This window comes from Methylobacterium tardum (genome assembly GCF_023546765.1).
In the GTDB taxonomy this organism is placed as follows: domain Bacteria; phylum Pseudomonadota; class Alphaproteobacteria; order Rhizobiales; family Beijerinckiaceae; genus Methylobacterium; species Methylobacterium tardum.
Map to the genome: position 1 here is coordinate 5,926,633 of NZ_CP097484.1, position 20,648 is coordinate 5,947,280.

Consider the following 20,648-nt stretch of genomic DNA (forward strand, 5'->3'; position numbering starts at 1 on the left):
GGGGCTGTCAGGCGTCGAGGCGGTGGGCGGCGGACGCGTCCCAGCCGACCGGGATCGTGTCGCCGAGGCGGAGCGGGCGGGCCGCGAACTCCGCATCGCTGAGGATCGCCGTGAGCGCGGCGGGGCTCTCGGGCGCGCGCTCCAGCCCCTCCGCGTCGAGGCCGACATGGACGCTGGTGCCCTGGTACTCGACCGCCACCACGCGGGCCGGCCGCGCGGTGGGGCCGGCCTCGGCGCCGAGCCGCATCCGGTCCGCCCGCACGGCGACGAGGCCCTCGGGCAGCCGGATCACGTTGTGGCCGCCGATGAACCGGGCCACGAAGGCGGTGGCGGGCCGCTCGAACACGGTCCGCGGGTCGGCGGCCTGCTCGATCCGGCCGGCATTCATCACCACCACGAGGTCGGAGAGCGCCATCGCCTCCTCCTGGCTGTGGGTGACGTGGATGAAGGTGAGGCCCAGCTCGGTCTGGATCCGCTTCAGCTCCACCCGCATCCGCACCCGCAAGAACGGGTCGAGGGCGGAGAGCGGTTCGTCGAGCAGCAGCACCTTCGGGCCGGTGACGAGGGCGCGGGCGAGCGCGACGCGCTGCTGCTGGCCGCCCGAGAGCTGGGCCGGCAGGCGTCCGGCGAGGTGGCCCATCTGGACGAGGTCGAGCATCGCCATCGCCTTGGCGCGGCGCTCCGCCTTGCCGACCCCGCGCATCTTCAGGCTGAAGGCGACGTTGTCGCGCGCGTCGAGATGCGGAAACAGCGCGTAGCTCTGGAACATCATGGCGGTGCCGCGCGCGGCCGGGGCCGCGTCGCCCACCGCCTTGGGGCCGATCACCACGTCGCCCGCGCTGGCGCGCTCGTGGCCGCCGATCATCCGGAGCGTCGTGGTCTTGCCGCAGCCGGAAGGGCCGAGCAGGCAGCAATAGGCGCCGGACGGCACCTTCAGGTCGATGCCGTCGACCGCGGTTGCCGCGCCGTAGCGCTTGGTCAGGCCGATCAGCTCGACATCCATGCGGTGCTCCCCCCGGAGGCTGCAGGCAAGCGGCGGGCCAGCGTCGCCCTCAGGCGTCCCGCGGCTCGGCCGGATCGACCGCCCGGTCGAGCACCCGTCCGCGTCCCGGCTCGGACAGGACCCGGCCATCCTCGGCGATGACCTGCCCGCCCGCGATGGTCATGACCGGCCAGCCGGTGACCTCGAAGCCTTCCCAAGGCGTGTAGTCGGAGCCGTGGTGCAGCTTCGCCTGGCGGATGGTCTCGCGCCGGTTCGGATCCCACAGCGTGAGGTCGGCGTCGAAGCCCGGAGCGATCGAGCCCTTGCGCGGGTAGAGCCCGTACAGCTTGGCGTGGTTCGTGGCGGTGAGCGCGGCGAACTGGTTGAGGCTGATCCGCCCCTTCGAGACGCCCTCCGAGAAGAACACCGGCAGCCGCGTCTCGATGCCGGGGATGCCGTTCGGGATCCAGCGGAAGGAGGTCTTACCCCGCGGGTTCAGCTTGCCCTTCGGGTCGTCGTAGCGGAACGGGCAATGGTCGGAGGAGACCACGTCGAAGATCCCGCGCCGGATCCCCGACCAGACCGCCTCCTGGCTCTCGACGTCCCGCGTCGGCGGCGAGCAGACGTACTTCGCCCCCGCCATGATATCCTCCTGGCCGAGCCCCTTCATGTCCTCGGCCGTCAGCGTCAGGTATTGCGGGCAGGTCTCGGCCCGGATCTTCAGGCCCCGCGCCTGCGCCCAGGCGATCTGCTCGGTGGCCTCGCGGCCCGAGACGTGGACGATGACGATCGGCAGGTCGATCAGCTCGGCGTGGCTGATCGCCCGGTGCGCCGCCTCCCGCTCGACGATCTCGGGGCGCGACAGGGCGTGGCCGTAGGGCCGGTCTCGCCCGCCCGCTCCAGCCGCTCGCTGAGGTAGCGGATCGCGTCGTAGCCCTCGGCGTGGACCATGACCCGGGCGCCCTGCCGCCGCGCGACGTGGAACACGTCGAGGAGCTGGCGGTCGTTCAGGACGAGGTCGTCGTAGGTCATGAAGACCTTGAACGAGGTGTAGCCGTCGGCGACCAGCGCCGGCAGCTCCTGGCCGAGCACCGCCGCGGTCGGGTCCGAGATGATCATGTGGATCGCCACGTCGACGTGGCACTGGCCCTCGGCCTTCGCCCGGTAGGCGTCGACGGCGCCGCGCAGGGAGGCGCCCCGGGGCTGGAGCGCGAAGGGCATCACGCAGGTGTTGCCGCCGGCCGCCGCCGCCCGGGTGGCGCTGGCGAAATCGTCGGCCATGACGATGCCGGGGCCGGACTCCTGGGCGATGTGGACGTGGCTGTCGATGCCGCCGGGCAGCACCAGCAGGCCGGAGGCGTCGATCACCCGGGCCGCGTCGGCGATGCCCTCGGCCACCGCGACGATCCGGCCGCCGTGCACGCCGACATCGGCCCGGACCGTGTCGCTCGCCGTGACCACCGTGCCGCCCCGGATGGCAAGGTCGAATTCGGGCATGCCGCTCACTCCTTCCGCGCCAACGGGCGCGCCGGGCCGATGCACGGTCCGCGCCGATTCGGGCGGACGGGGTCGGCGGGGCAGGAGGTCACAGGCGGCCGCGTCGGTCCATCCACCCGCGCCGCGCGTGTGGGATGGCCTGACGCCCGCGGTGTCCGGTCGAAGCCTTCGGTCGTCGTCCCTCGCCCGTCATCGCGCGCGCAGCGCAGTGACCCAGGGCCGCGCGACGCCGGAGAGCGGGGCGCTACCCTGGATCGCTTCGCTCCGCTCGCAAGGGCGGGTGCTTCGCGGGGTTCCGTGCAGAATCCCGGCCTACGGGCCGCGGGTTGGCCGGCTCGGCCGCCACATCCGCGGATCGAGCGCGCAGGCTCGACGGCGCCGCCGCGTGGAACTGCCGCCAGACGCGGCGCATGTGCCGGGCGGAGCCGAAGCCGGCCCGCTCGGCGATCCGCTCCAGGCCGAGATCGCTCCGCGCGATCAGGTCGCGGGCCAGCGCGACGCGGGACCGGTTGACCGCGTCCGTCACCGTCATGCCCGCGTGGAGCCGGAACAGCCGCGCGAGGTTGCGCGGGCTCGCGCCCACGAGCCGGCCGAGCAGCGCCGGCGACCAGTCCCGGGCCGGGTCGGCGGCGATCGCGTCCTGGGCCCGGTGCACCGCCGGGTGCAGGTGGCTGCGCCCCTCGAGCCAGGGCGAGAGCTGGGGGTCGTCGGGCCCGCGCCGCATGTACACGACGAGCGCCCGCGCGACGGCGACCGCCGTCGCCGGGCCCGCCCACTCCGCCACGAGGTGCAGCATCAGGTCGATGCCGGCCGTGACGCCGGCGCTGCTGAACCGGTCGCGGTCCTGCACGAACAGGCGGTTCTCCAGCACCCGGGCCCGGGGCGCCGCCGCCCGCAGCCGGTCGCAACTGGCGTGGTGGGTGGTGCAGGCGTAGCCGTCGAGCAACCCGGCCCGCGCCGCCAGCAGCGCGCCCTCGCAGACGGTCGCGACGGTGTGGCCCGGACGGACCACGGCGCGGAGCCACGCGACGATCTCGGCCTCCGCGTCGGCGTCAGCGGCCTGGTCCGGCGCGTCGCCGAGCACCCGTGTCGCGGAGCCCGGCAGGAGCACGATCGTCCCGTCGGCCACCGTATCCGGCAGCATTCCGGCACCGCCCAGGTCGAGCCCGATCGAGCAGCGGGTGAGCGCTCGCGGCGCCGCGTACGCCACCGCGAAGCCGACCCGATCCTGGACGGTGCCGGCGATCCGCAGCACCTCCAGAGGGCCGGCGAGGTCGAGCAGCAGCGCGCGCGGCGGCAGGACCACGAGAACCGGGATGTGCCGCGCCGTCCCGCTCATGCGGCGACCGGTAGATTCGGGCCGGCCAGCGCCTGGTCCACGGTGACGATCCGGGCGAACCAGTCGGTCAGCACCAGCTCGGTGCGGGCCTTGATGTCGTCCGCGCTGAAGCGGCGGCCGTCCGGGTGGGTCATGGCGAAGGTCAGGGTGGCCTCGGTCACGTAGTCGACCTGCCAGCCGCTGTCGGAGGCGTGGCGGGCCGTGGTCTCGCAGCACTGCTCGGTCCGGATGCCCGACACGATCAGCCGGCGAATGCCGTGCTGCGTCAGCCAGCCGGACAGGCCGGTCTCGACCAGGGCGCTGTGCCGGCGCTTGTGGAGGGTGGCCGTCGGCGCGATCACGATCGGCTCGAGGGTGCGGACATGGCCGGAAGCGATGGCGAACGGTCCGCTCTCGGCGACGTGGAAGACCTGCAGGATCGGGATCTGCCGCGCGGCGGCGCCGTCGATGAGTGCCTGCAGACGCTGGGTGAAGGGCGGGACATCGGCGTCGTTCCAGAAGGGCCTGTGCCGGAAGGATTCCTGGACATCGATGACCAGCAGCGCAACATCGGACATTTCGTGTCTCCCGCTCGGTGAAGCGAGCCGCAGCATTCACCGGTTGGACGCTGCGGGAAAGAAACCACACCGCCAACCAGCGGACATATCCGGCCAATCTCCGGCGCGCAGGAGCCGCCCATGACGGGACATCCCAAGACGATCTTCGTGCTGACCGGGGCCGGCGTCTCGGCCGAGAGCGGGCTCGGCACGTTCCGGGATCGCGGCGGCCTCTGGGCGCGGTTCGACCCGATGAAGCTCGCCACCCCCGAGGCCTACGCGGCTGACCCCGACACGGTGCTCGATTTCTACGACCATCGCCGCCGCGGCGTGGTCGCGGCCGAGCCGAACGCCGCGCACCGCGCCCTGGCGCGGGCCGAGGCGCGGTGCGCCGCGCGGGGCGGGCGGCTGTTCCTGTGCACGCAGAACGTCGACGACCTGCACGAGCGGGCCGGCTCACGGGCGGTCACCCACATGCACGGCGAGTTGCTCAAGGCCCGCTGCTGCGCCTGCGGCGCGGTCACGCCGTGGCGCGCCGACCTGAGCCGGGCGGATGACTGCCCCGCCTGCGGCGCGTCGGGCCGGATGCGGCCGGACGTGGTCTGGTTCGGCGAGATGCCGATGCACCTCGACGCAATCGAGGCGGCGCTGGCCGCGGCCGACCTGTTCGTGGCCGTGGGCACGTCGGGGGCGGTCTACCCGGCGGCGGGCTACGTGCGGCAGGCGCGTTCCCTCGGCATCCCGACCTGCGAGATCAACCTCGAGCCGTCGGACAACGCCGATGCCTTCGATGAGGCGCGCTACGGGCCGGCGAGCGAGGCACTGCCGCGCTATCTGGCCGATCTTGGTCTGTGACGAGCCAAACTCCGGCAAGCCTCTGAAAAGACTGAATTTCTGATCCAGGTTTCAGCTGCCGCGGACGCGCGGCAGCGTTTTGAGGCCCGCGAATCACGTCCGCGCGAGCTGTCAAGAACTGGTCGGGCAGTTGCCCACGGGTTACAACAGTCAAGCTCGGGATCGGCGTCGCGGCCTACCCGAGCGTTCGTTGAAGCCACAAGGGGAAGCAACTACCCATGCAGCACTTCACCGTAACCGACCGCGAGCGTGACACCGTCCTGGCGGCGCTGCGCTATTACCAGTTCTACCGGATGCAGGGGCATCCGTTCGATCCCCGTCAGGATCACCTGATCGACACCATCGCCGGCCGGGCCGGCGATGCGCTGGACCTCGCCGAAATCGACGATCTCTGCGCTGGCCTGAACGGCAACCCGCACGCGCTCGGCGCCGCGGCCGCCTGAATCCTCTCCGGGGCGGCCGATGCCGTCCCCGACTGCCCCGCGGCCGGCCCAGGGATGAGGCCGGAGGACGGGCCGTCTCCGAGATGAGCGGGTCACCGCCGCCGGAGCCGAGCCATCCTCACCGGGGCCGGGCTTCGTGCCCGATCGACACCCCGCCGACGCGCATTCGGGATCTCCCACGGCGCGTCGGCCCGACGGGCGGACCCGCACGACGGGCCCCCCGAAAGGCCGGTTTCGCGCGACATCGAAACGTGGCCTAACGGATGCGCGACGGCCGCAGGGCCGCGCCTTCCGGGAGCGCCGAGGCCGATGATGCGGACGGGTTCGCGACGGATCCGCCGCGGCGTGCTGCGAGGCGCCGGCCTCCTGCTCCTCGGGATCGCGCCCGCCACAGCCGAGCCCGTCAAGGCCGCGCCCGAGAGCGTCGCCACCGCGCTCATCGTCTCCGTGGACGTCTCGCAATCCGTCGGCGACGCGCGCTTCCGGCTGCAGATGGAGGGCATCGCCGAGGCTCTGGAGGATCCGTCGGTCCTCGGCGCGATCACCGGCAATCCGAGCGGGATCCTGTTCGCGATGGTGACCTGGGCGGACCGGGCGAATCTCGCGGTCGGCTGGCGGCGGATCGCCGGCCGGGCCGACGCGGCCGCCACCGCCGCGCTGGTCCGGGCCACCCCGCGTCAGGCGGGCGAGTTCACCTGCCTCGGCCAAATGTTCCGCACGGTGACCGCCGCCGTTCTCCCGGCGCTGCCGGTCCCGGCCGAGCGCGTGGTGGTCGACGTCTCCGGCGACGGGATCGACAACTGCACCGACGCCGACAGCCTCGCGGAGGCGCAGCGGTCGCTGCTCGACACCGGCGCGACGGTCAACGGCCTGCCGATCCTCGTGCCCGGCGAGAACGACGTGGTCGGAGCCGGCGCCTACCGGGCGCCCGGCTACGGCCTGCTCCCGACGCCGCTGCCGCAGGAGCGCACGAGCCTGGAGCAATGGTACCGCGCGCACGTCATCGGCGGCCCGGGGGCGTTCCTGCTGGCGGCCGCTGGCTACGGCGATTTTTCGCGGGCGCTGCGGCGGAAATTCGTGATCGAGATCAGCGCGCTGGGTCGGTAGGGGCTCTTGCCCCGGGCGTACGTCACGCGGATCGAATCGCACTTGCGGCCGGCACTGAGCCCACCCCGAGGGGCCGGCGCGGACCTGCCGAAGGCTCCGGGTGTCGCTTCTCCCCGTCATCACGAGCGAAGCGAAGTGACCCAGGGCAGCGCGATCTCGGAAAGCTTGGCGTGACCCTGGGTTGCTTCGCTCCGCTCGCAAAGACGGTGGGACCGAAGCAGAAAACCAAAAAGCGTATCAGCGCCTCACGGCGCCTTCTTCAGCTGCTGCTCGGCGCGGGTGAGCGCCGCCTCGCAGCCCTGAGTGTCGCCCTTCGACTCCGCCGTGCGCGCCTCCTCCAGGGCGACCTTCGCCTGCTGGGCGGCGTCCGCGCCCTGGCCGGCCTGGGCCGCCTTCTCCGGGGGGCCTGCGGCGACTCGTTCGCCCGCTGTCCCTCCGTCCCGGTGAGCCCCTCGCCGCCGCGCTTGGCGGCGTTGCCCTGGCCGCTGGTGTTGGCCGAGATCGACTGGCTCACCTCGGACTGGACGCGCTTCGACACGCTGTCGATCCGGTCGCCGCAGGGCGAGGCGAAGGCGGGGGCCGCCCCCAGCATCAGGGTCAGGCAGGTCGTGAGGGCGGGACGCATCATCGGGTCGGGTACTTTCCAAAAGAAGGGGCCGCGGGTTCCCCCACGGCCCCAACGTCTCGCGACGGGTGACGGTTCAGGCGCTCAGCTGATCGCGGATCGGTAGCTGCCGGACCCGGCGGCCGGTGGCCGCGAAGATCGCGTTGGCGATGGCCGGCGCCACCGGCGGCACGCCGGGCTCGCCGACGCCGCCGAGCGGCCCGTCATAGGTGCCGGTCGGCACGAGGTGCACGCGGACCACCTTCGGGGCGGCGTCGATCCGGAGGACCTCGTAGCCGTCGAAGTTGTTCTGCACCGCTCGGCCCTGCTTGAAGGTGATCTCGGAGGTAAGGGCGAGCCCCATCCCCATGACCACAGCACCCTCCATCTGCGAGCGGATGCGCTCCGGGTTCACCTGCGGCCCGCAATCGACCGCGATGTCGATCGCCTTCACCTTCACCTGCCCTTGTCGCCGACCTCCACCTCGGCCGCCACCGCCGTGTAGGTGACGAAGCTGTAGTGGCCGGCGACGCCGAGGCCGCTGCCCTTGGGCATCTGCCGCCCCCAGCCCGCGCCCTTGGCAGCCGCCTCGATCACGCCGCGCAGGCGGCCGGTCTCGATCGGGTAGCGCTTGGGATCCTCGCCGTAGTTCCAGACGTCGCCGATCTCGGTCGGGCTGATCTTGCGATCCGGGCCGATGAGTTCGAGCAGGTACTCCTTCGGCTCGCGGCCGGCGGCGTGCGCCAGCTCCGACACGAAGGACTGGATCGCGAAGGCGTGCGGGATGTTCGACACCGAGCGGAACCAGCCGATGCGGACATGGGCGGCGGCCTCGGGGTTCTCCAGCCGCATGTTCGGGATGTTGAGCGGCGTGTTGACCAGCCCCATCCCGAGCTCGAACGGCAGCTCGTGCTTCGGGTCGGGCGCGAAGATCGAGCCGATCGTCGGCGCCACCGAGCGGTGCAGCCACGCCACCGGCATGCCCTTCTCGTCGAGGCCAGCCTCCAGGTGCTCCACCGAGATCGTGTGGTAGAAGCCGTGGTGGAGGTCGTCCTCGCGGGTCCAGGCGAGCTTCACCGGCGCGCCGCCGACGGCCTGCGAGCAGAGCGCCGCCTCGACCACGTAGTCGGGCTTGGACTTGCGGCCGAAGCCGCCGCCGAGCAGCGTCACGTTCACCTTGACCTTGTCGTCGGGCAGCTTGAGCGCCTTCATCAGGCGGTCGTTGGCCGCCTGCGGACCCTGCACGCAGGCCCAGGCCTCGCAGAATCCGTCCTTGACCCGGGCCACGGCAGCCGGGGGCTCCATCGGCGCCTGGGCGAGGTGGGGCACGAAGTACTCGGCCTGGACCCGGGTCTTGGCCTTGGCCAGGGCGCCGTCGACATCGCCCTGCGTGCGCACGACCTTGCCGGGCTTGCGGGCCGCGGCCTCCAGCTCCTTGCGGAACGCGTCGGTGTCGTAGCCGGCGTTCGGGCCGTCGTCCCAGGTGATCTTGAGGGCGTCCCGCGCCTTCATGGCCGACCACGTGTTCTTGGCCACCACCGCCACGCCGCCGAGCGGCATGAACTCGGACGGGATCTCGCCGCCGTCGATCTTGAAGATCTTCACGACGCCCGCGACCTTCTTGGCCTCGCTGTCGCCGAACGACTTCACCTTGCCGCCGTAGACTGGCGGACGCGCGACGACCGCGTACAGCATCCCGTCGAGCTTGGTGTCGAGGCCGTAGATCGCCTTGCCGGTGGTGATGTCGAAGTTGTCGATCAGCCCGACCTTGCCGGTGCCGATGTAGCGGAAGTCCTTGGGGTCCTTCAGCTTGACGTCGGTGGGCACCGGCAGCTCGGCGGCCGCCTGGGCCACCGCGCCGTAGCCGAGGGTGCGGCCCGACTTGGCGTGGGTCAGCGTGTGGTTGACGGCGGTCACCTCGGAGGCCGGCACGCCCCACTGCTTGGCGGCGGCCTGGATCAGCATCAGCCGCGCGGCGGCGCCGGCGTGGCGGAAATGCTGGAAGAAGTGGCGGGTCGAGCGCGAGCCGTCCGTGTCCTGGTTGCCGAAGCGGGTCTCGTCGCCCCAGGCCTGGACCACCTTCACCTTCGACCAGTCGGCCTCCAGCTCGTCGGCGACCGTGAAGGCCACCGAGGTGCGGATGCCCTGGCCCATGTCGGAGCGGTGGTTGGTCACCGTGACGGTGCCGTCCGGCGCGATCGCGACGAAGATCTTCGGATCATCGCGCCAGCCATGCGGCATGCCGTCGGCGCCGAACTTCTGTTCCTTCTGCTCCTTGGTCTGCGTCTCGTCGGCCCGGGCGGGGCGCAGCGAGAGGGCCAGCACCAGGGCGCCGGCGCCGCCGAGGATGCCGCGGCGGCTGACATTGTCGAGGGCCGGCTTGGCCTTGGCGATGTCCGCCATCATCTTCGCGTCGTGGATCACAGGCGCTCTCCCTTGCTGGCGGGCGCGGTCTGACCGGCGGCCTGATGGATCGCGGTGCGGATGCGCGGGTAGGTGCCGCAGCGGCAGATGTTGCCGCTCATCGTGTCGCCGATGTCTTGGTCGGTGGGCTTGGGCGTGTCCTTCAGGAGGGCGGCGGCCTGCATGATCTGGCCGCACTGGCAGAAGCCGCACTGCGAGACGTTCTGGTCGCGCCACGCCACCTGCACGGGGTGGTTGCCGTCCGGCGACAGCCCCTCGATGGTGACGACCTCCTGGCCCTCGGCCGCCGAGACCGGCGTGATGCAGGCGCGGGTCGCCGCGCCGCCGAGATGGATGGTGCAGGCGCCGCAGAGCGAGACGCCGCAGCCGAACTTGGTGCCGGTGAGCCCGAGCTCGTCCCGCAGGTACCACAGCAGCGGCATGTCGGGGTCGCCGTCGAAGCTGCGCGCAGCCCCGTTCACGGTGAGTTTGATCATCGTTGCGTCCTGTCTGGCGGCGCCGGAGCGGCGATCAGTCGGGTCCGAGCCGGGCCTGGGGCCGATGCCGGCTTCGCCGGCTCACGCGTGCCGATGCGGGGAAGATCGCCGGGCAAACGCTCAAGCTCAGAATAATAAATATTCTAAAGCAGGCCCCGTCTCGGGTGCAACGCACGGACGGGACCGGTCATCCTCGCTTGGTTGCGCTCAGGTCATGCCGCGTGCGGCGGCGCACATGATGTGCGTGGCCGTGGGAACAGCTGGAGGTTGTGTCCACTCGGCCGGCGCGGCTCGTCGGGCCGTGCCATTGAGTGTTGCAGGATCAACCTGCCGATCACAGGCCCGGATCCCATCCTGAGTCAGGAGCGATTTGGTGGCGCCGCCGGCCCCCCGCCAGAGTTGCCTCGCGGCCAGCGACAACGGTGCCGAACAGCCGGCGCGCGAGCCCGGCGCTCACCCGTCGAAGATCGTGTCGTCCACGATCAGAAGGTTACGCCCGTTCTTCGGCATGGGAAAACCGTAGCCTCTCCCGGGCCTGTCGAACACCAAGATGCTCGCCTTGTGATAGGCGCTGGCATAAAGCGCGATGCCGATTTTCTGGAGCGTGAGGTGGAGCGCTTGGAAGGCGTCCACGCCAGCGCCGAAGCTCTCTTCCGGAGTGGTCGGCCATCCGATCGTATAGCGGCAGATCCACATCCCGTCCGCGTCTTCAGGCGCGTGCATCGTAATCTTGCACGCTTTGGGCTCGTGTCCGTCCTCCATCGAGAGAGATCGCTCCGCGATCACCATGGTTCGACCTCGAGAAGTCGCAAGGACTCGTTCGGCCGGCCTCGCAGACTTTTCTATGTGTAGCTCCGCCTCATGCGCGGAAACTGGATGTCTATTCGGCAAAAATGGCTCGGAAAATTGTATGGCTGTGTAAATCTTGGCGGCGGAAGCGCAGCATTCGTCTGAAATGTTGATCGGGTTTATCGTGTGTCGGCGAGGCCGACCGCCTACACGGTCACCTGCGTCCCGACCTCCACCACACGCCCGGTCGGAATCTGGAAGAAGTCCGTCGCATCGTTGGCGTTCTTGGCCAGCGTGATGAAGATCCGGTCCTGCCAGAGCGGCATGCCCGAATGGGCGGCCGGCCGGATCGAGCGGCGCGACAGGAAGAACGACGTCGCCATGATGTCGAACTTGAAGCCCTGGCGGCGCAGCAGCACCAGGGTCTTCGGGATGTTCGGCGTCTCCATGTAGCCGAACTTCATCACGACCTTGAAGAAATGCGGGCCCACCGGCTCGATGCGCACCTTGTCGGCCTCGTTGGAGCGGGGCGTGTCCACCGTCTCGACGGTGAGGATCACGTTCTTCTCGTGCAGCACCTTGTTGTGCTTGAGGTTGTGCAGGAGAGCCGCCGGGGCGATCTCGGGGTCGCTCGTCAGAAACACCGCGGTGCCGCGGACATGGTGCGGCGGGCTCTTCTCCAGCATGCCGACCAGCTCCACGAGCGGCACATCGGTCTTGCGGGTCTTGTTGAACAGGATCGTGACGCCGCGCACCCAGGTCCACATCAGGATGATGAGGCCGCCGGCGAGCAGCAGCGGCACGTAGCCGCCCTCCACCACCTTGATCAGGTTGGAGAGCAGGAACAGGAATTCGAGGATGATGAAGGGCAGCATCACGGCGGCCGCCGCCACCGGCGACCAGCCCCACATCCGCCAGATGACCAGGAAGGTCATGGAGGCGGTGAGCAGCATCGTGCCGGTCACCGCGATGCCGTAGGCCGAGGCGAGCGACGAGGAAGTCTTGAACAGCACCGCCAGCAGCACGACGCCGATCATCAGCAACCCGTTGATCTGAGGCAGGTAGATCTGGCCGGCATGCGACTCGGAGGTGTGGCGGATCTCCAGCCGTGGCAGCAGGCCGAGCTGGATCGCCTGCCGAGAGAGCGAGAACGCCCCGGTGATCACCGCTTGGCTCGCCACCACGGTCGCCAGCGTCGCCAGCACCACCATCGGCAGCAGGCCCCAGGCCGGGACCAGCTGGAAGAACGGATCGGCGGTATCGGGCTTCTCCAACACCAGGGCCGCCTGCCCGAGATAGTTGAGCGCGAGTGCCGGGAAGACGAGGCAGACCCAGGCGACCTGGATCGGCTTGCGGCCGAAATGCCCGAGATCGGCGAACAGGGCCTCGGCGCCCGTCACCGCCAGGAACACCGCGCCGAGCGCCACCAGCGCCCCGCTGCCGTGGCCGAGCAGGTAATGCACCGCGTACCAGGGGTTGATCGCCCGGAAGACCTCCGGGTGCAGGCCGATATGCGGCAGCGCCGCGAGCGCCATGGCGACGAACCACACGACGGTCATGGGCCCGAAGAAGGCCGCGACCTTGGCGGTGCCACGGTTCTGCACGAGGAACAGGGCGACGATGATCGTCACGGTGATCGGCAGCACGTAATCGTTCAGGGCCGGGGTGACCAGCTTCAGCCCCTCCACGGCCGAGAGGACCGAGATCGCCGGGGTGATCACCGCGTCGCCGTAGAACAGCGAGGCGCCGAGCAGCCCCAGCATGAACACGATGCGCGAGCCGCCGAGCGCTTTCCGAGCCAGCGCCATCAGCGAGAGGATGCCACCCTCGCCGTTGTTGTCCATGCGCAGCAGGATCGCGACGTATTTCACCGTCACGATCATGAACAGCGCCCAGAGGATCAGCGAGACGGTGCCGATCACCTCCTCGGGCAGCAGGATGCCGTCGGTGCGGGCCGGGACCAGCGCCTCGCGGAACGCGTAGAGCGGGCTCGTGCCGATATCGCCGTAGACGACGCCCACGGAGCCGACCAGCAGCGTCCAGAAGCCGGCATGGCCGTGGCGCGTCTCGGCCTTCTCGGGGGCATCGAGCGTGCCGGAGGTGGCCGGCCCCTGGATGGAACCCTCGCCCTCGGCCGCCGGGGCGGCCTCGCGCGGGGCGTCGGGCGCCGCGGGCGCGGGCTGGGCTGCTACGCCGGGTGCGAAGGTTTGGCTCATGCGGATGTCGGAAGCTTGGGCGTGGCCGGCGCTTCGCGGTTCGGCTCAGGGGCCAGTCGGGGCCGGGCAGAAAACGCGAAGACTCCGCCGAACCGCGCGGGCCGGCCACCGGGCCGACCTTTCACGGGATCGTGCCGCGTTGCTACCACGGTCGCGTGCAGGCGGAAACCGTGTGCAGATGCGAAGAGCGCGGAGCTGGGTCTCGGCGCGTCAGGCCCAGACCTGGCCGCCCCGTCATCCCGGGGCCGCGCAGTGGAGCCCGGGATCCAGAGCCACCGACGCGCTCAGACTTTGCACCACCAGCGGTTCTGGATTGCCCGCCTCCGGCGTGCCCTCCGGGTCCGGGCTCGCCTGCGGCGCCCCGGAATGACGGTGCGGGAGACTGATCCTCCGGTCGAAGGAGACCCGCTCCGTGCCTCTTACTCGGCGGCGGTGCGCGTCCCGCCCTGGCCGAATCGGCGCTCGATGTAGTCGATGACGATCGTCTCGAAGTCCTTGGCCAGCGTCGGGCCGCGGAGCGTCATCGCCTTCTTGCCGTCGATGAAGACCGGCGCGGTCGGGGTCTCGCCGGTGCCGGGCAGCGAGATGCCGATGTCGGCGTGCTTCGATTCGCCCGGGCCGTTCACGATGCAGCCCATCACGGCGACGTTCAGCCCCTCCACGCCCGGATAGGTCTTCTTCCACTCCGGCATGGAGGTGACGATCCAGTTCTGGATGTCGCGGGCGAGCTCCTGGAAGGTCGCCGAGGTCGTGCGGCCGCAGCCCGGGCAGGCCGCCACCATCGGCACGAAGGTGCGGAACCCCATCGTCTGCAGGAGTTCCTGGCTGGCCTTCACCTCGACGGAGCGGTCGCCGCCCGGCTCGGGGGTCAGCGAGTAGCGGATCGTGTCGCCGATACCCTCTTGGAGGAGCACGCCGATGGCGGCCGAGGCGGCGACCAGGCCCTTCGAGCCCATGCCGGCCTCGGTCAGGCCGAGATGGATCGCGTAGTTCGAGCGGCGCGCCACCTCGCGGTAGACGGCGATCAGGTCCTGCACCGCCGAGACCTTGGCCGAGAGGATGATCTTGTTCTGCGGCAGGCCGAGTTCCACGGCCCGGTCGGCCGAGCTGATCGCCGAGCGGACCATCGCCTCGCGCATCACCGCGCGGGCATCGATCGGCCGCGGCGCCTTGGCGTTCTCGTCCATCAGGTGGGTGAGCAGCTCGCCGTCGAGGGAGCCCCAATTGGCGCCGATCCGCACGGTCTTGTTGTGCTTGATCGCCTGCTCGATGATCGCGGAGAACTGGGTGTCCTTCTTGTCCTTGAAGCCGACGTTACCCGGGTTGATCCGGTACTTGGCCAGCGCCTCGGCGCAGGCCGGATGGTCGGCGAGCAGCTTGTGGCCGATGTAGTGGAAGTCGCCGACCAGCGGCACGTTGACGCCGATCCGGTCGAGGCGCTCGCGGATCTTCGGCACGGCGGCCGCCGCCTCGTCGCGGTCGACGGTGATGCGCACCAGCTCCGAGCCGACGCGGGCCAGCTGCGCGACCTGGGCCACCGTGGCGTCGATATCGGCCGTGTCGGTGTTGGTCATCGACTGGACGACGATCGGTGCGCCGCCGCCGACCGTGACCGCGCCGGCGCCCTCGCCGACCGTAACGCCGACCGTGCGGTGGCGCGGGGCGGGGCCTGCGATCTCCGGTCCGCCGCCGGCCAGCGGGTTCTCGGCGGGGATTTCGGAACGGGTGGCTTCCATGACTTCCATCGTGGACCTTCGCGTGCGCGTCTCGCGGGCCGTGGGAGCCCTGAGGGGCTGCCGGACCGGCCCGGGGACGCGCCTCGCCGGGACTTCGGGGCTGCCTTGGGTTAGCTGCGGACGACCCGGCGCCGCGTCAAGCCGGCGCCGCGCAGGACAGCATCGCGCATGACAGCATCGCCGCTGTCATGTCGTATCCGGGCGCGGATGTCGAGTTTGCTCGGCACGCCGCCGGGTTTTCGTCGGCGTCTGTTGCCGATTCGCGCGGGGCCCGTCCGGGTCGCGCTTCGGGCCGCAACCCTGATGCGCGGTTGATGCTGCAGCGCAGCATCCCATCTTCGGTCCTGTTCGAGGAGGCCATCATGAGCGAGCATTCCGGCGAAGCTGCGCCGCAGAACCCCGCGACGGCCATGCCCGAGGCTCCGGTCTCGGACGCGATTGAGGCCGTGTCCGCGCAGCCGACCGGTCAGGTTCTGGCCGGGCCTCGGGCCGAGAAGCCGGTCTCCCTGGCGCTGCAGGGCGGGGGCGCGCACGGCGCGTTCACCTGGGGCGTGCTCGACGCCCTGATCGAGGACGGACGCCTTGCCTTCGAGGCGGTGACGGGGGCGAGCGCGGGAGCGATGAACGCCGTCGTCCTGGTGGATGGCTGGCTCAAGGGCGGCCCGGACGGCGCCCGCGGCGGGCTGGAGCGATTCTGGCGCGAGGTCAGCCTCGACGGCGATCTCGGGCCGGCCCAGCGCAATGTCGTCAGCGGCCTGTTCAGCCTGTGGAAGGGCAATCCGGTGGCCGAGTTCTGGGCCAAGATGCTGTCGCCCAGCCCCTACGTGTCGAACCCGCTCAACATCAACCCGCTGCGCAAGGCGCTCGCCGAGCAGGTCGATTTCGACCGCCTGCGCGCGGCCGACACGGCGGGCCTGTTCGTCTCCGCCACCAATGTCTGGACCGGCAAGCTCGCGGTGTTCGAGCGCGAGCGCCTGACCGTCGACCACCTGATGGCGTCGGCCTGCCTGCCCACGGTCTTCCAGGCGGTGGAGATCGACGGCGTGCCGTACTGGGATGGCGGCTATCTCGGCAATCCCCCCTCTATCCGCTCCATCGCGGCGCCCGGACGCGCGACATCCTCCTCGTGCAGATCAATCCCGTGGAGCGGCGTGAGACGCCGCGCACCGAGAGCGAGATCCGCGACCGGCTCAACGAGATCACCTTCAATGCCAACCTGATGCGGGAATTGCGGGCCATCGATTTCCTCGACGGGCTGATCGAGGAGGGGACCCTGGGCCAGGGGCAGTACCGCCGGGTCTTGGTCCACCGCATCGATGGCACCGACGCCCTGGAGGCGTACAACGCGGCGTCCAAGCTCGACGCGCGGTGGACCGTGTTCAAGCGCCTGCGCGACAAGGGCCGGACCGCCGCGCAGGCCTGGCTCGCCGAGAATTACGAGCGGGTCGGCCGGGACTGCACCGTCGATCTGCAGCAGGCGTATCAGTAAAACCGCATATCTCAGAGTTTCTGAGTGATTGATGTGATTAAAGATGTTTGCGTTAAAGATCTGAAACGTAAGATGACTGGTTGAAAATCTTATTTCATGCGCATTGATCCCGCTATCTCTGCTTCTCTGAAGAACGTTTTTGCGCTGATGGCTTGATTTTTACAGCGATCGTCTACCTGATCCGCGCGAAATGGCTGCCCCGACGGGCTCCATCGTGAGAGCAGGGGCGATTCATGGGCGTTCGACTGGCCGATCTCAAAATCAGTGGGAAGATCGCGCTGACGATGGTCGTCATGCTGGCGATCACGGTCGGCGTCTCGGTGATTTCCCTCCGGAATGTCGGCCAGATCGAGGAAGCGGAGGCCTGGACCGTTCACACCCATGAAGTCCTGTCCGAGATCGGCCGGATGACCACCGCGATGATCGACCGGGAAACCGGGTTGCGCGGCTACCTGATCTCCGCCGATCCCCGCTTCCTTGAGCCCGAGGCGGCAGGCCGGACGACCTTCGCGGCGGCCTGGGAGGCGGCGCGGGGTCTGACGGCGGGCAACGCGTCGCAGCAGGCGAGGCTCGCGGACTTGAAGGTGCTGGCCGAGGAGTGGAGCCGCACCGTCGCGGATCGCGAGATCGCCTTGATGAAGGATCCGTCGACCCGGGACGAGGCGCGGCGCATCGAGAGTTCGGGGACCGGCAAGGCGGCGATGGACGGTCTGCGCGCGAAGGCGGCCGAGCTGACCAAGACCGAGCAGGATCTCCTCAAGATCCGCGCCGCGGGCTCGACGGCGGCCATCGCGTCGTCGCGCACCGCCAACCTCGCCGGTCTCGGATTGATGGTGTGCGCGGCCCTCGCCGGGCTGGCGCTCCTGCAGGTGAGCATCGCCCGTCCGATCCACGCGATCACGGGGACGATGACCCGGCTGGCGGCGGACGAGCTTTCGGTGGCGGTCCCGGGCGTCGGGCGCGGCGACGAGATCGGCGCGATGGCCGATGCCGTGCAGGTCTTCCGCGACGGGCTCGCCCGGGCCAAGGTCCTGGAGTCGAAGGCGGCGGAGGCGCGGGACGCGCTGGACGCCCAGCGCAAGGCGGCGATGCACGAGATGGCTGACGGCTTCGAGGCAGCGGTCGGCGGCGTCGTGCGCGCCGTCTCCGCGGCCGCAACCGAGCTGCAATCCACCGCCGAGACCATGAGCGTGGCCGCGACCGAGACCGCACGGCAATCGACCGCCGTGGCCTCGGCGGCCGAACAGGCGGCCTCGAACGTCAACACGGTGGCGGTGGCGGCCGAGGAACTCGGCGCCACGGTCGCGGAGATCGGCCGGCAGGTGCAGAACTCGGCGGACTTCGCCGATGCGGCCGTCGCGGAGGCGGGAAAGTCCGCCGACCTCATGCAGACGCTGCGCGCGGGCGCCGCCCGGATCGGCGACGTGGTCGGCCTGATCTCGGGCATTGCGGCGCAGACCAACCTGCTGGCGCTCAATGCCACGATCGAGGCCGCGCGCGCCGGCGAGGCGGGCCGCGGCTTCGCGGTGGTGGCGAGCGAGGTCAAGGAACTCGCGGGCCAGACAGCCAGAGCCACCGAGGAGGTCGCCAAGCAGATCGGAGAGATCCAGTCTTGGACCGGAGATGCGTCGGACGCGATCGCGGTCGTGGTCGGCCGCATCAGCGAGATCAGCGGGCAGGCCGGCGGGATCGCCGCGGCGGTCGAGCAGCAGGGCTCGGCGACCCAGGAGATCGTCCGGAATGTCGGGCAGGCGGCGCTCGGGACCGGAGAGGTCACGACCAGCATCGCGGGCGTGGCCCGCGCGGCCGAAGGCGCCGGCGCGGCCGCGACGCAGGTCCTGGACTCGGCCTCGGGCCTCTCGACCCAGGCCCGGAAGCTCGACGCGGCGATGCGCCAGTTCCTCGACTCGATCCGGGCGGCCTGAGGCGTGGCCGACGGCTGCGACGAATCGACCCCGTCTCGTGACGAAACCCCGCGCGGCATGGCACGTTCGGGCACCTGCCATCGGGCGCGCGGACGCCCGCTCGGAACGAGGCTGCCGTCATGACATTGCTGCGCCGGGAAGCCCTGATCCTGATCGGCGCCGGGCTCGCCGGCGGCGCGCATGCGGCCGATGGGCCGCGGGCGACCGATTTCGGTTTCGACACGCCGGAGGGCGGCCCGATGCCCCTCTCGGCCTATGCCGGCCGCCCGATCCTCGTGGTCAACACCGCCACGGCCTGCGGCTATGCCGGGCAGCTCGCCGGCCTTCAGACGCTGTGGACCCGCTTCCGCGACCGGGGCCTTACGGTCATCGGGGTGCCCTCGCCGGATTTCGGCAACCAGGAGCCCCTGGACGGGCCGGCCATCGCGGAGGCCGCCCGGAAGAACCACGGCGTCACCTTCCCGTTGACCGCCAAGACCCGCGTGCGGATGCCGGGCGCCCACCCGTTCTATCGTTGGGCCGCGGCCGAGCGCCCGGCCGAGACGCCCCGCTGGAACTTCCACAAGTACCTGATCGCCCGCGACGGCACCCTCGCGGCTGCCTTCGCCACGCAGGTCGAGCCCACCGATCCGCGCGTGATCTCGGGGATCGCCGCCACCCTCGATCAGGCCTGAGCAACGCGACGCGCGGGCGGAGGGATTAAACGGCCGCGCGTCCGCGTTCACACCCTATGGCATCGGATAAGAACAAGCGTCCCGACCTTCTCGATCTGCTCGTGCCGCTGCGGCGCTACGCGCGGTCGCTCACCCGCGACACGCTGCGGGCCGACGACCTGGTGCACGACACCCTGGTCCGCGCCCTGGAGATGCAGGGCTCGCTGCGCCCGAACACGAACCTGCGCACCTGGATGATGACGGTGCTGCACAACGCCTTCATCGACGAGCAGCGCCGCAAGCAGGTCGAGGCGCGCCACGCCGACACGCTGGTCCGGATGGCCGACGACATGGCGCCGCCGGCCCAGGAGGGCCGGGTCCGACTCGCCCAGATCCGCCAGGCCTTCCTCACCCTGCCCGAGGAGCAGCGCGCCGCCCTGCACCTCGTGACCCTGGAGGGCATGGCCTATGCCGACGCAGCCGCCGTGCTCGGCATCCCGATCGGCACGCTGATGTCCCGCCTCGGCCGCGGCCGGGCGGCGTTGCGGGCCTTCGAGGAGGGCGCGCGGACCGAACGGGCCGCCGATCAGGCGGAGTCTGGCCGATCCCCCGAGACACGGCGCGGGCCACCGTCGGCGCTGCGGCTCGTCGTGTCGGACGAGCCGCAGCGCCACTCGGTTTGGCCGCTCCGGCGCGCCGTCGGTGAGGCTTGAGGATGGACCGGCACCGCGCGCGGTGCCGGCAGGATAGGACGATTGCGACCGGCGGATCGCCCTCCGGGCTACGCTGGATTCGAGGACTTCACGATGATTGATCCGATCACAGACGACGATCTCATCGCCTTCGCCGACGGGCAGATCGACCCGATGCGCCGCCTTGAGGTCGAGGCGCATCTGGCGGCCGATCCCGCAGCCGCGGCCCGGGTGATGGCCGAGATGCACGACCGCGACGCCCTCCGGGCCTGCTTCGAGCGTGTGCCGGGACCTGGGCCCGACCGAACCGTCGCCCTGGCGCGCCGCTTCGACCGGAACCTGCGCTGGCGCCGGGTCGCCTCGCGCCTGAAGCGGGCCGCCGCCATCGCGGTGCTCGTCGGCGCCGGATGGCTCGCCCACGACGAGATCGGCCAGTTCGGCGTGCCCGATACCCTGGCGGCGACCCCGGATCCGGCGCTGCTGTCGGATGCCCGGCAGGCCCGCGCGGTGGCGCAGCTGCGCAAGAGCATCGCCGGGCAGGGCGACGGTCCGGTCTACGACCGGGCGCGCCTCCGCACCGTCACGGGCATCGACCTGCCGACCCTTCCGGAGGGCTGGCACGTGCGCGACATCCAGATCTTCCCCGCCCGGCACGGCACCGGCATCGAGATCGCGCTCGACGCCGGGACCTTCGGCGAGGCGTCGCTGTTCGCCACCCGCGGGATCCGCGGCGGTCCGGCGACGCTCACCGGCTCGGACGACGGCGACGTCCTCTCGTGGAATGCCGGCGACACTGCGTACGCCCTCAGCGGCCCGCGGGACGACGCGGATCTGCGCCAGGCCGCGAGCCTGCTCGGGGCCGGCGCGGCGATCCGCTAACCCCGC

15 protein-coding genes and 3 pseudogenes are annotated in these 20,648 nt (G+C 70.8%); 9 read left to right on the top strand and 9 right to left on the bottom strand.

Annotated elements, in window-relative coordinates; all coding sequences use genetic code 11:
* Positions 1–7: 7 nt before the first annotated feature.
* The 4 genes and pseudogenes from M6G65_RS28345 to M6G65_RS28360 form a co-directional block, all read right to left on the bottom strand.
* Entirely contained in the window at positions 8–1,003 is a 996-nt protein-coding gene (locus M6G65_RS28345) for an ABC transporter ATP-binding protein (RefSeq protein WP_238194609.1), read from the bottom strand.
* A gap of 49 nt (positions 1,004–1,052) precedes the next feature.
* Positions 1,053–2,479, bottom strand: a pseudogene (gene hydA, locus M6G65_RS28350) (dihydropyrimidinase).
* Between the two features lie 244 nt (positions 2,480–2,723).
* Complete coding sequence (locus M6G65_RS28355; RefSeq protein ID WP_238194611.1) at positions 2,724–3,818, bottom strand: GlxA family transcriptional regulator; 1,095 nt, start codon at positions 3,816–3,818, stop codon at positions 2,724–2,726.
* A complete protein-coding gene (locus tag M6G65_RS28360; protein ID WP_238194612.1) occupies positions 3,815–4,375 on the bottom strand; it encodes an isochorismatase family protein in 561 nt (186 codons plus the stop codon). The genes M6G65_RS28355 and M6G65_RS28360 overlap by 4 nt, the downstream gene beginning before the upstream one ends.
* A gap of 120 nt (positions 4,376–4,495) precedes the next feature.
* Here M6G65_RS28360 and M6G65_RS28365 point away from each other — a divergent pair, with 120 nt between their 5' ends.
* From M6G65_RS28365 to M6G65_RS28380, 4 genes are all read left to right on the top strand, one after another.
* Positions 4,496–5,209, top strand: coding sequence for a Sir2 family NAD-dependent protein deacetylase (locus M6G65_RS28365; RefSeq protein ID WP_238194613.1), 714 nt, complete (start codon positions 4,496–4,498; stop codon positions 5,207–5,209).
* Between the two features lie 218 nt (positions 5,210–5,427).
* Complete coding sequence (locus M6G65_RS28370; protein WP_238194614.1) at positions 5,428–5,652, top strand: hypothetical protein; 225 nt, start codon at positions 5,428–5,430, stop codon at positions 5,650–5,652.
* A gap of 312 nt (positions 5,653–5,964) precedes the next feature.
* Positions 5,965–6,759 (top strand): DUF1194 domain-containing protein, encoded by a 795-nt coding sequence (locus tag M6G65_RS28375; protein WP_250104303.1) that lies wholly within the window; start codon positions 5,965–5,967, stop codon positions 6,757–6,759.
* Between the two features lie 170 nt (positions 6,760–6,929).
* The gene (locus M6G65_RS28380; protein WP_250103160.1) at positions 6,930–7,490 is read left to right on the top strand and encodes a hypothetical protein; all 561 of its coding nucleotides are present in this window, start codon (positions 6,930–6,932) and stop codon (positions 7,488–7,490) included.
* Here the strand turns inward: M6G65_RS28380 and M6G65_RS28385 are convergent.
* The 5 genes and pseudogenes from M6G65_RS28385 to ispG form a co-directional block, all read right to left on the bottom strand.
* Positions 7,461–9,787, bottom strand: a pseudogene (locus M6G65_RS28385) (xanthine dehydrogenase family protein molybdopterin-binding subunit). The gene M6G65_RS28380 and the pseudogene M6G65_RS28385 sit on opposite strands and share 30 nt — an antisense overlap.
* Positions 9,784–10,263, bottom strand: a complete 480-nt coding sequence (locus M6G65_RS28390) for a (2Fe-2S)-binding protein (RefSeq protein WP_250103161.1) — start codon at positions 10,261–10,263, stop codon at positions 9,784–9,786. The pseudogene M6G65_RS28385 and the gene M6G65_RS28390 overlap by 4 nt, the downstream one beginning before the upstream one ends.
* 453 nt (positions 10,264–10,716) lie before the next feature.
* Positions 10,717–11,052 carry a DUF6968 family protein gene (locus M6G65_RS28395; protein ID WP_238194618.1) on the bottom strand — a complete coding sequence of 112 codons (336 nt, stop codon included), beginning with the start codon at positions 11,050–11,052 and terminating at the stop codon, positions 10,717–10,719.
* Positions 11,053–11,258: 206 nt separating this feature from the next.
* On the bottom strand, positions 11,259–13,268 hold the full coding sequence (locus M6G65_RS28400; RefSeq protein WP_192706156.1) for a potassium transporter Kup: 2,010 nt from the start codon (positions 13,266–13,268) through the stop codon (positions 11,259–11,261).
* Positions 13,269–13,687: 419 nt separating this feature from the next.
* Positions 13,688–15,013 carry a flavodoxin-dependent (E)-4-hydroxy-3-methylbut-2-enyl-diphosphate synthase gene (ispG, locus tag M6G65_RS28405; RefSeq protein ID WP_250103162.1) on the bottom strand — a complete coding sequence of 442 codons (1,326 nt, stop codon included), beginning with the start codon at positions 15,011–15,013 and terminating at the stop codon, positions 13,688–13,690.
* A 353-nt stretch (positions 15,014–15,366) separates the two neighbouring features.
* On the opposite strand from ispG, the pseudogene M6G65_RS28410 reads away from it, so the two are divergent.
* The 5 genes and pseudogenes from M6G65_RS28410 to M6G65_RS28430 all read left to right on the top strand — a co-directional run bounded on the left by M6G65_RS28410 (position 15,367) and on the right by M6G65_RS28430 (position 20,642).
* Positions 15,367–16,493: pseudogene (locus M6G65_RS28410) on the top strand (patatin-like phospholipase family protein).
* A gap of 284 nt (positions 16,494–16,777) precedes the next feature.
* A complete protein-coding gene (locus tag M6G65_RS28415; RefSeq protein WP_250104304.1) occupies positions 16,778–18,418 on the top strand; it encodes a methyl-accepting chemotaxis protein in 1,641 nt (546 codons plus the stop codon).
* Between the two features lie 119 nt (positions 18,419–18,537).
* Positions 18,538–19,092, top strand: a complete 555-nt coding sequence (locus M6G65_RS28420) for a glutathione peroxidase (protein WP_192706160.1) — start codon at positions 18,538–18,540, stop codon at positions 19,090–19,092.
* Between the two features lie 56 nt (positions 19,093–19,148).
* Positions 19,149–19,784, top strand: coding sequence for a sigma-70 family RNA polymerase sigma factor (locus M6G65_RS28425; protein ID WP_238194622.1), 636 nt, complete (start codon positions 19,149–19,151; stop codon positions 19,782–19,784).
* Between the two features lie 93 nt (positions 19,785–19,877).
* Positions 19,878–20,642: an anti-sigma factor family protein gene (locus tag M6G65_RS28430; RefSeq protein WP_250103163.1), complete on the top strand. Its 765-nt coding sequence runs from the start codon at positions 19,878–19,880 to the stop codon at positions 20,640–20,642.
* Positions 20,643–20,648: the final 6 nt, after the last annotated feature.

Bases quoted from the DNA above. Each gene is read 5' to 3' on its own strand.
- M6G65_RS28345 (WP_238194609.1), bottom strand. From the start codon at position 1,003: ATGGATGTCGAGCTGATCGGCCTGACCAAGCGCTACGGCGCGGCAACC.
- M6G65_RS28355 (WP_238194611.1), bottom strand. From the start codon at position 3,818: ATGAGCGGGACGGCGCGGCACATCCCGGTTCTCGTGGTCCTGCCGCCG.
- M6G65_RS28360 (WP_238194612.1), bottom strand. From the start codon at position 4,375: ATGTCCGATGTTGCGCTGCTGGTCATCGATGTCCAGGAATCCTTCCGG.
- M6G65_RS28365 (WP_238194613.1), top strand. From the start codon at position 4,496: ATGACGGGACATCCCAAGACGATCTTCGTGCTGACCGGGGCCGGCGTC.
- M6G65_RS28370 (WP_238194614.1), top strand. From the start codon at position 5,428: ATGCAGCACTTCACCGTAACCGACCGCGAGCGTGACACCGTCCTGGCG.
- M6G65_RS28375 (WP_250104303.1), top strand. From the start codon at position 5,965: ATGCGGACGGGTTCGCGACGGATCCGCCGCGGCGTGCTGCGAGGCGCC.
- M6G65_RS28390 (WP_250103161.1), bottom strand. From the start codon at position 10,263: ATGATCAAACTCACCGTGAACGGGGCTGCGCGCAGCTTCGACGGCGAC.
- M6G65_RS28395 (WP_238194618.1), bottom strand. From the start codon at position 11,052: ATGGTGATCGCGGAGCGATCTCTCTCGATGGAGGACGGACACGAGCCC.
- M6G65_RS28400 (WP_192706156.1), bottom strand. From the start codon at position 13,268: ATGAGCCAAACCTTCGCACCCGGCGTAGCAGCCCAGCCCGCGCCCGCG.
- ispG (WP_250103162.1), bottom strand. From the start codon at position 15,013: ATGGAAGTCATGGAAGCCACCCGTTCCGAAATCCCCGCCGAGAACCCG.
- M6G65_RS28415 (WP_250104304.1), top strand. From the start codon at position 16,778: ATGGTCGTCATGCTGGCGATCACGGTCGGCGTCTCGGTGATTTCCCTC.
- M6G65_RS28420 (WP_192706160.1), top strand. From the start codon at position 18,538: ATGACATTGCTGCGCCGGGAAGCCCTGATCCTGATCGGCGCCGGGCTC.
- M6G65_RS28425 (WP_238194622.1), top strand. From the start codon at position 19,149: ATGGCATCGGATAAGAACAAGCGTCCCGACCTTCTCGATCTGCTCGTG.
- M6G65_RS28430 (WP_250103163.1), top strand. From the start codon at position 19,878: ATGATTGATCCGATCACAGACGACGATCTCATCGCCTTCGCCGACGGG.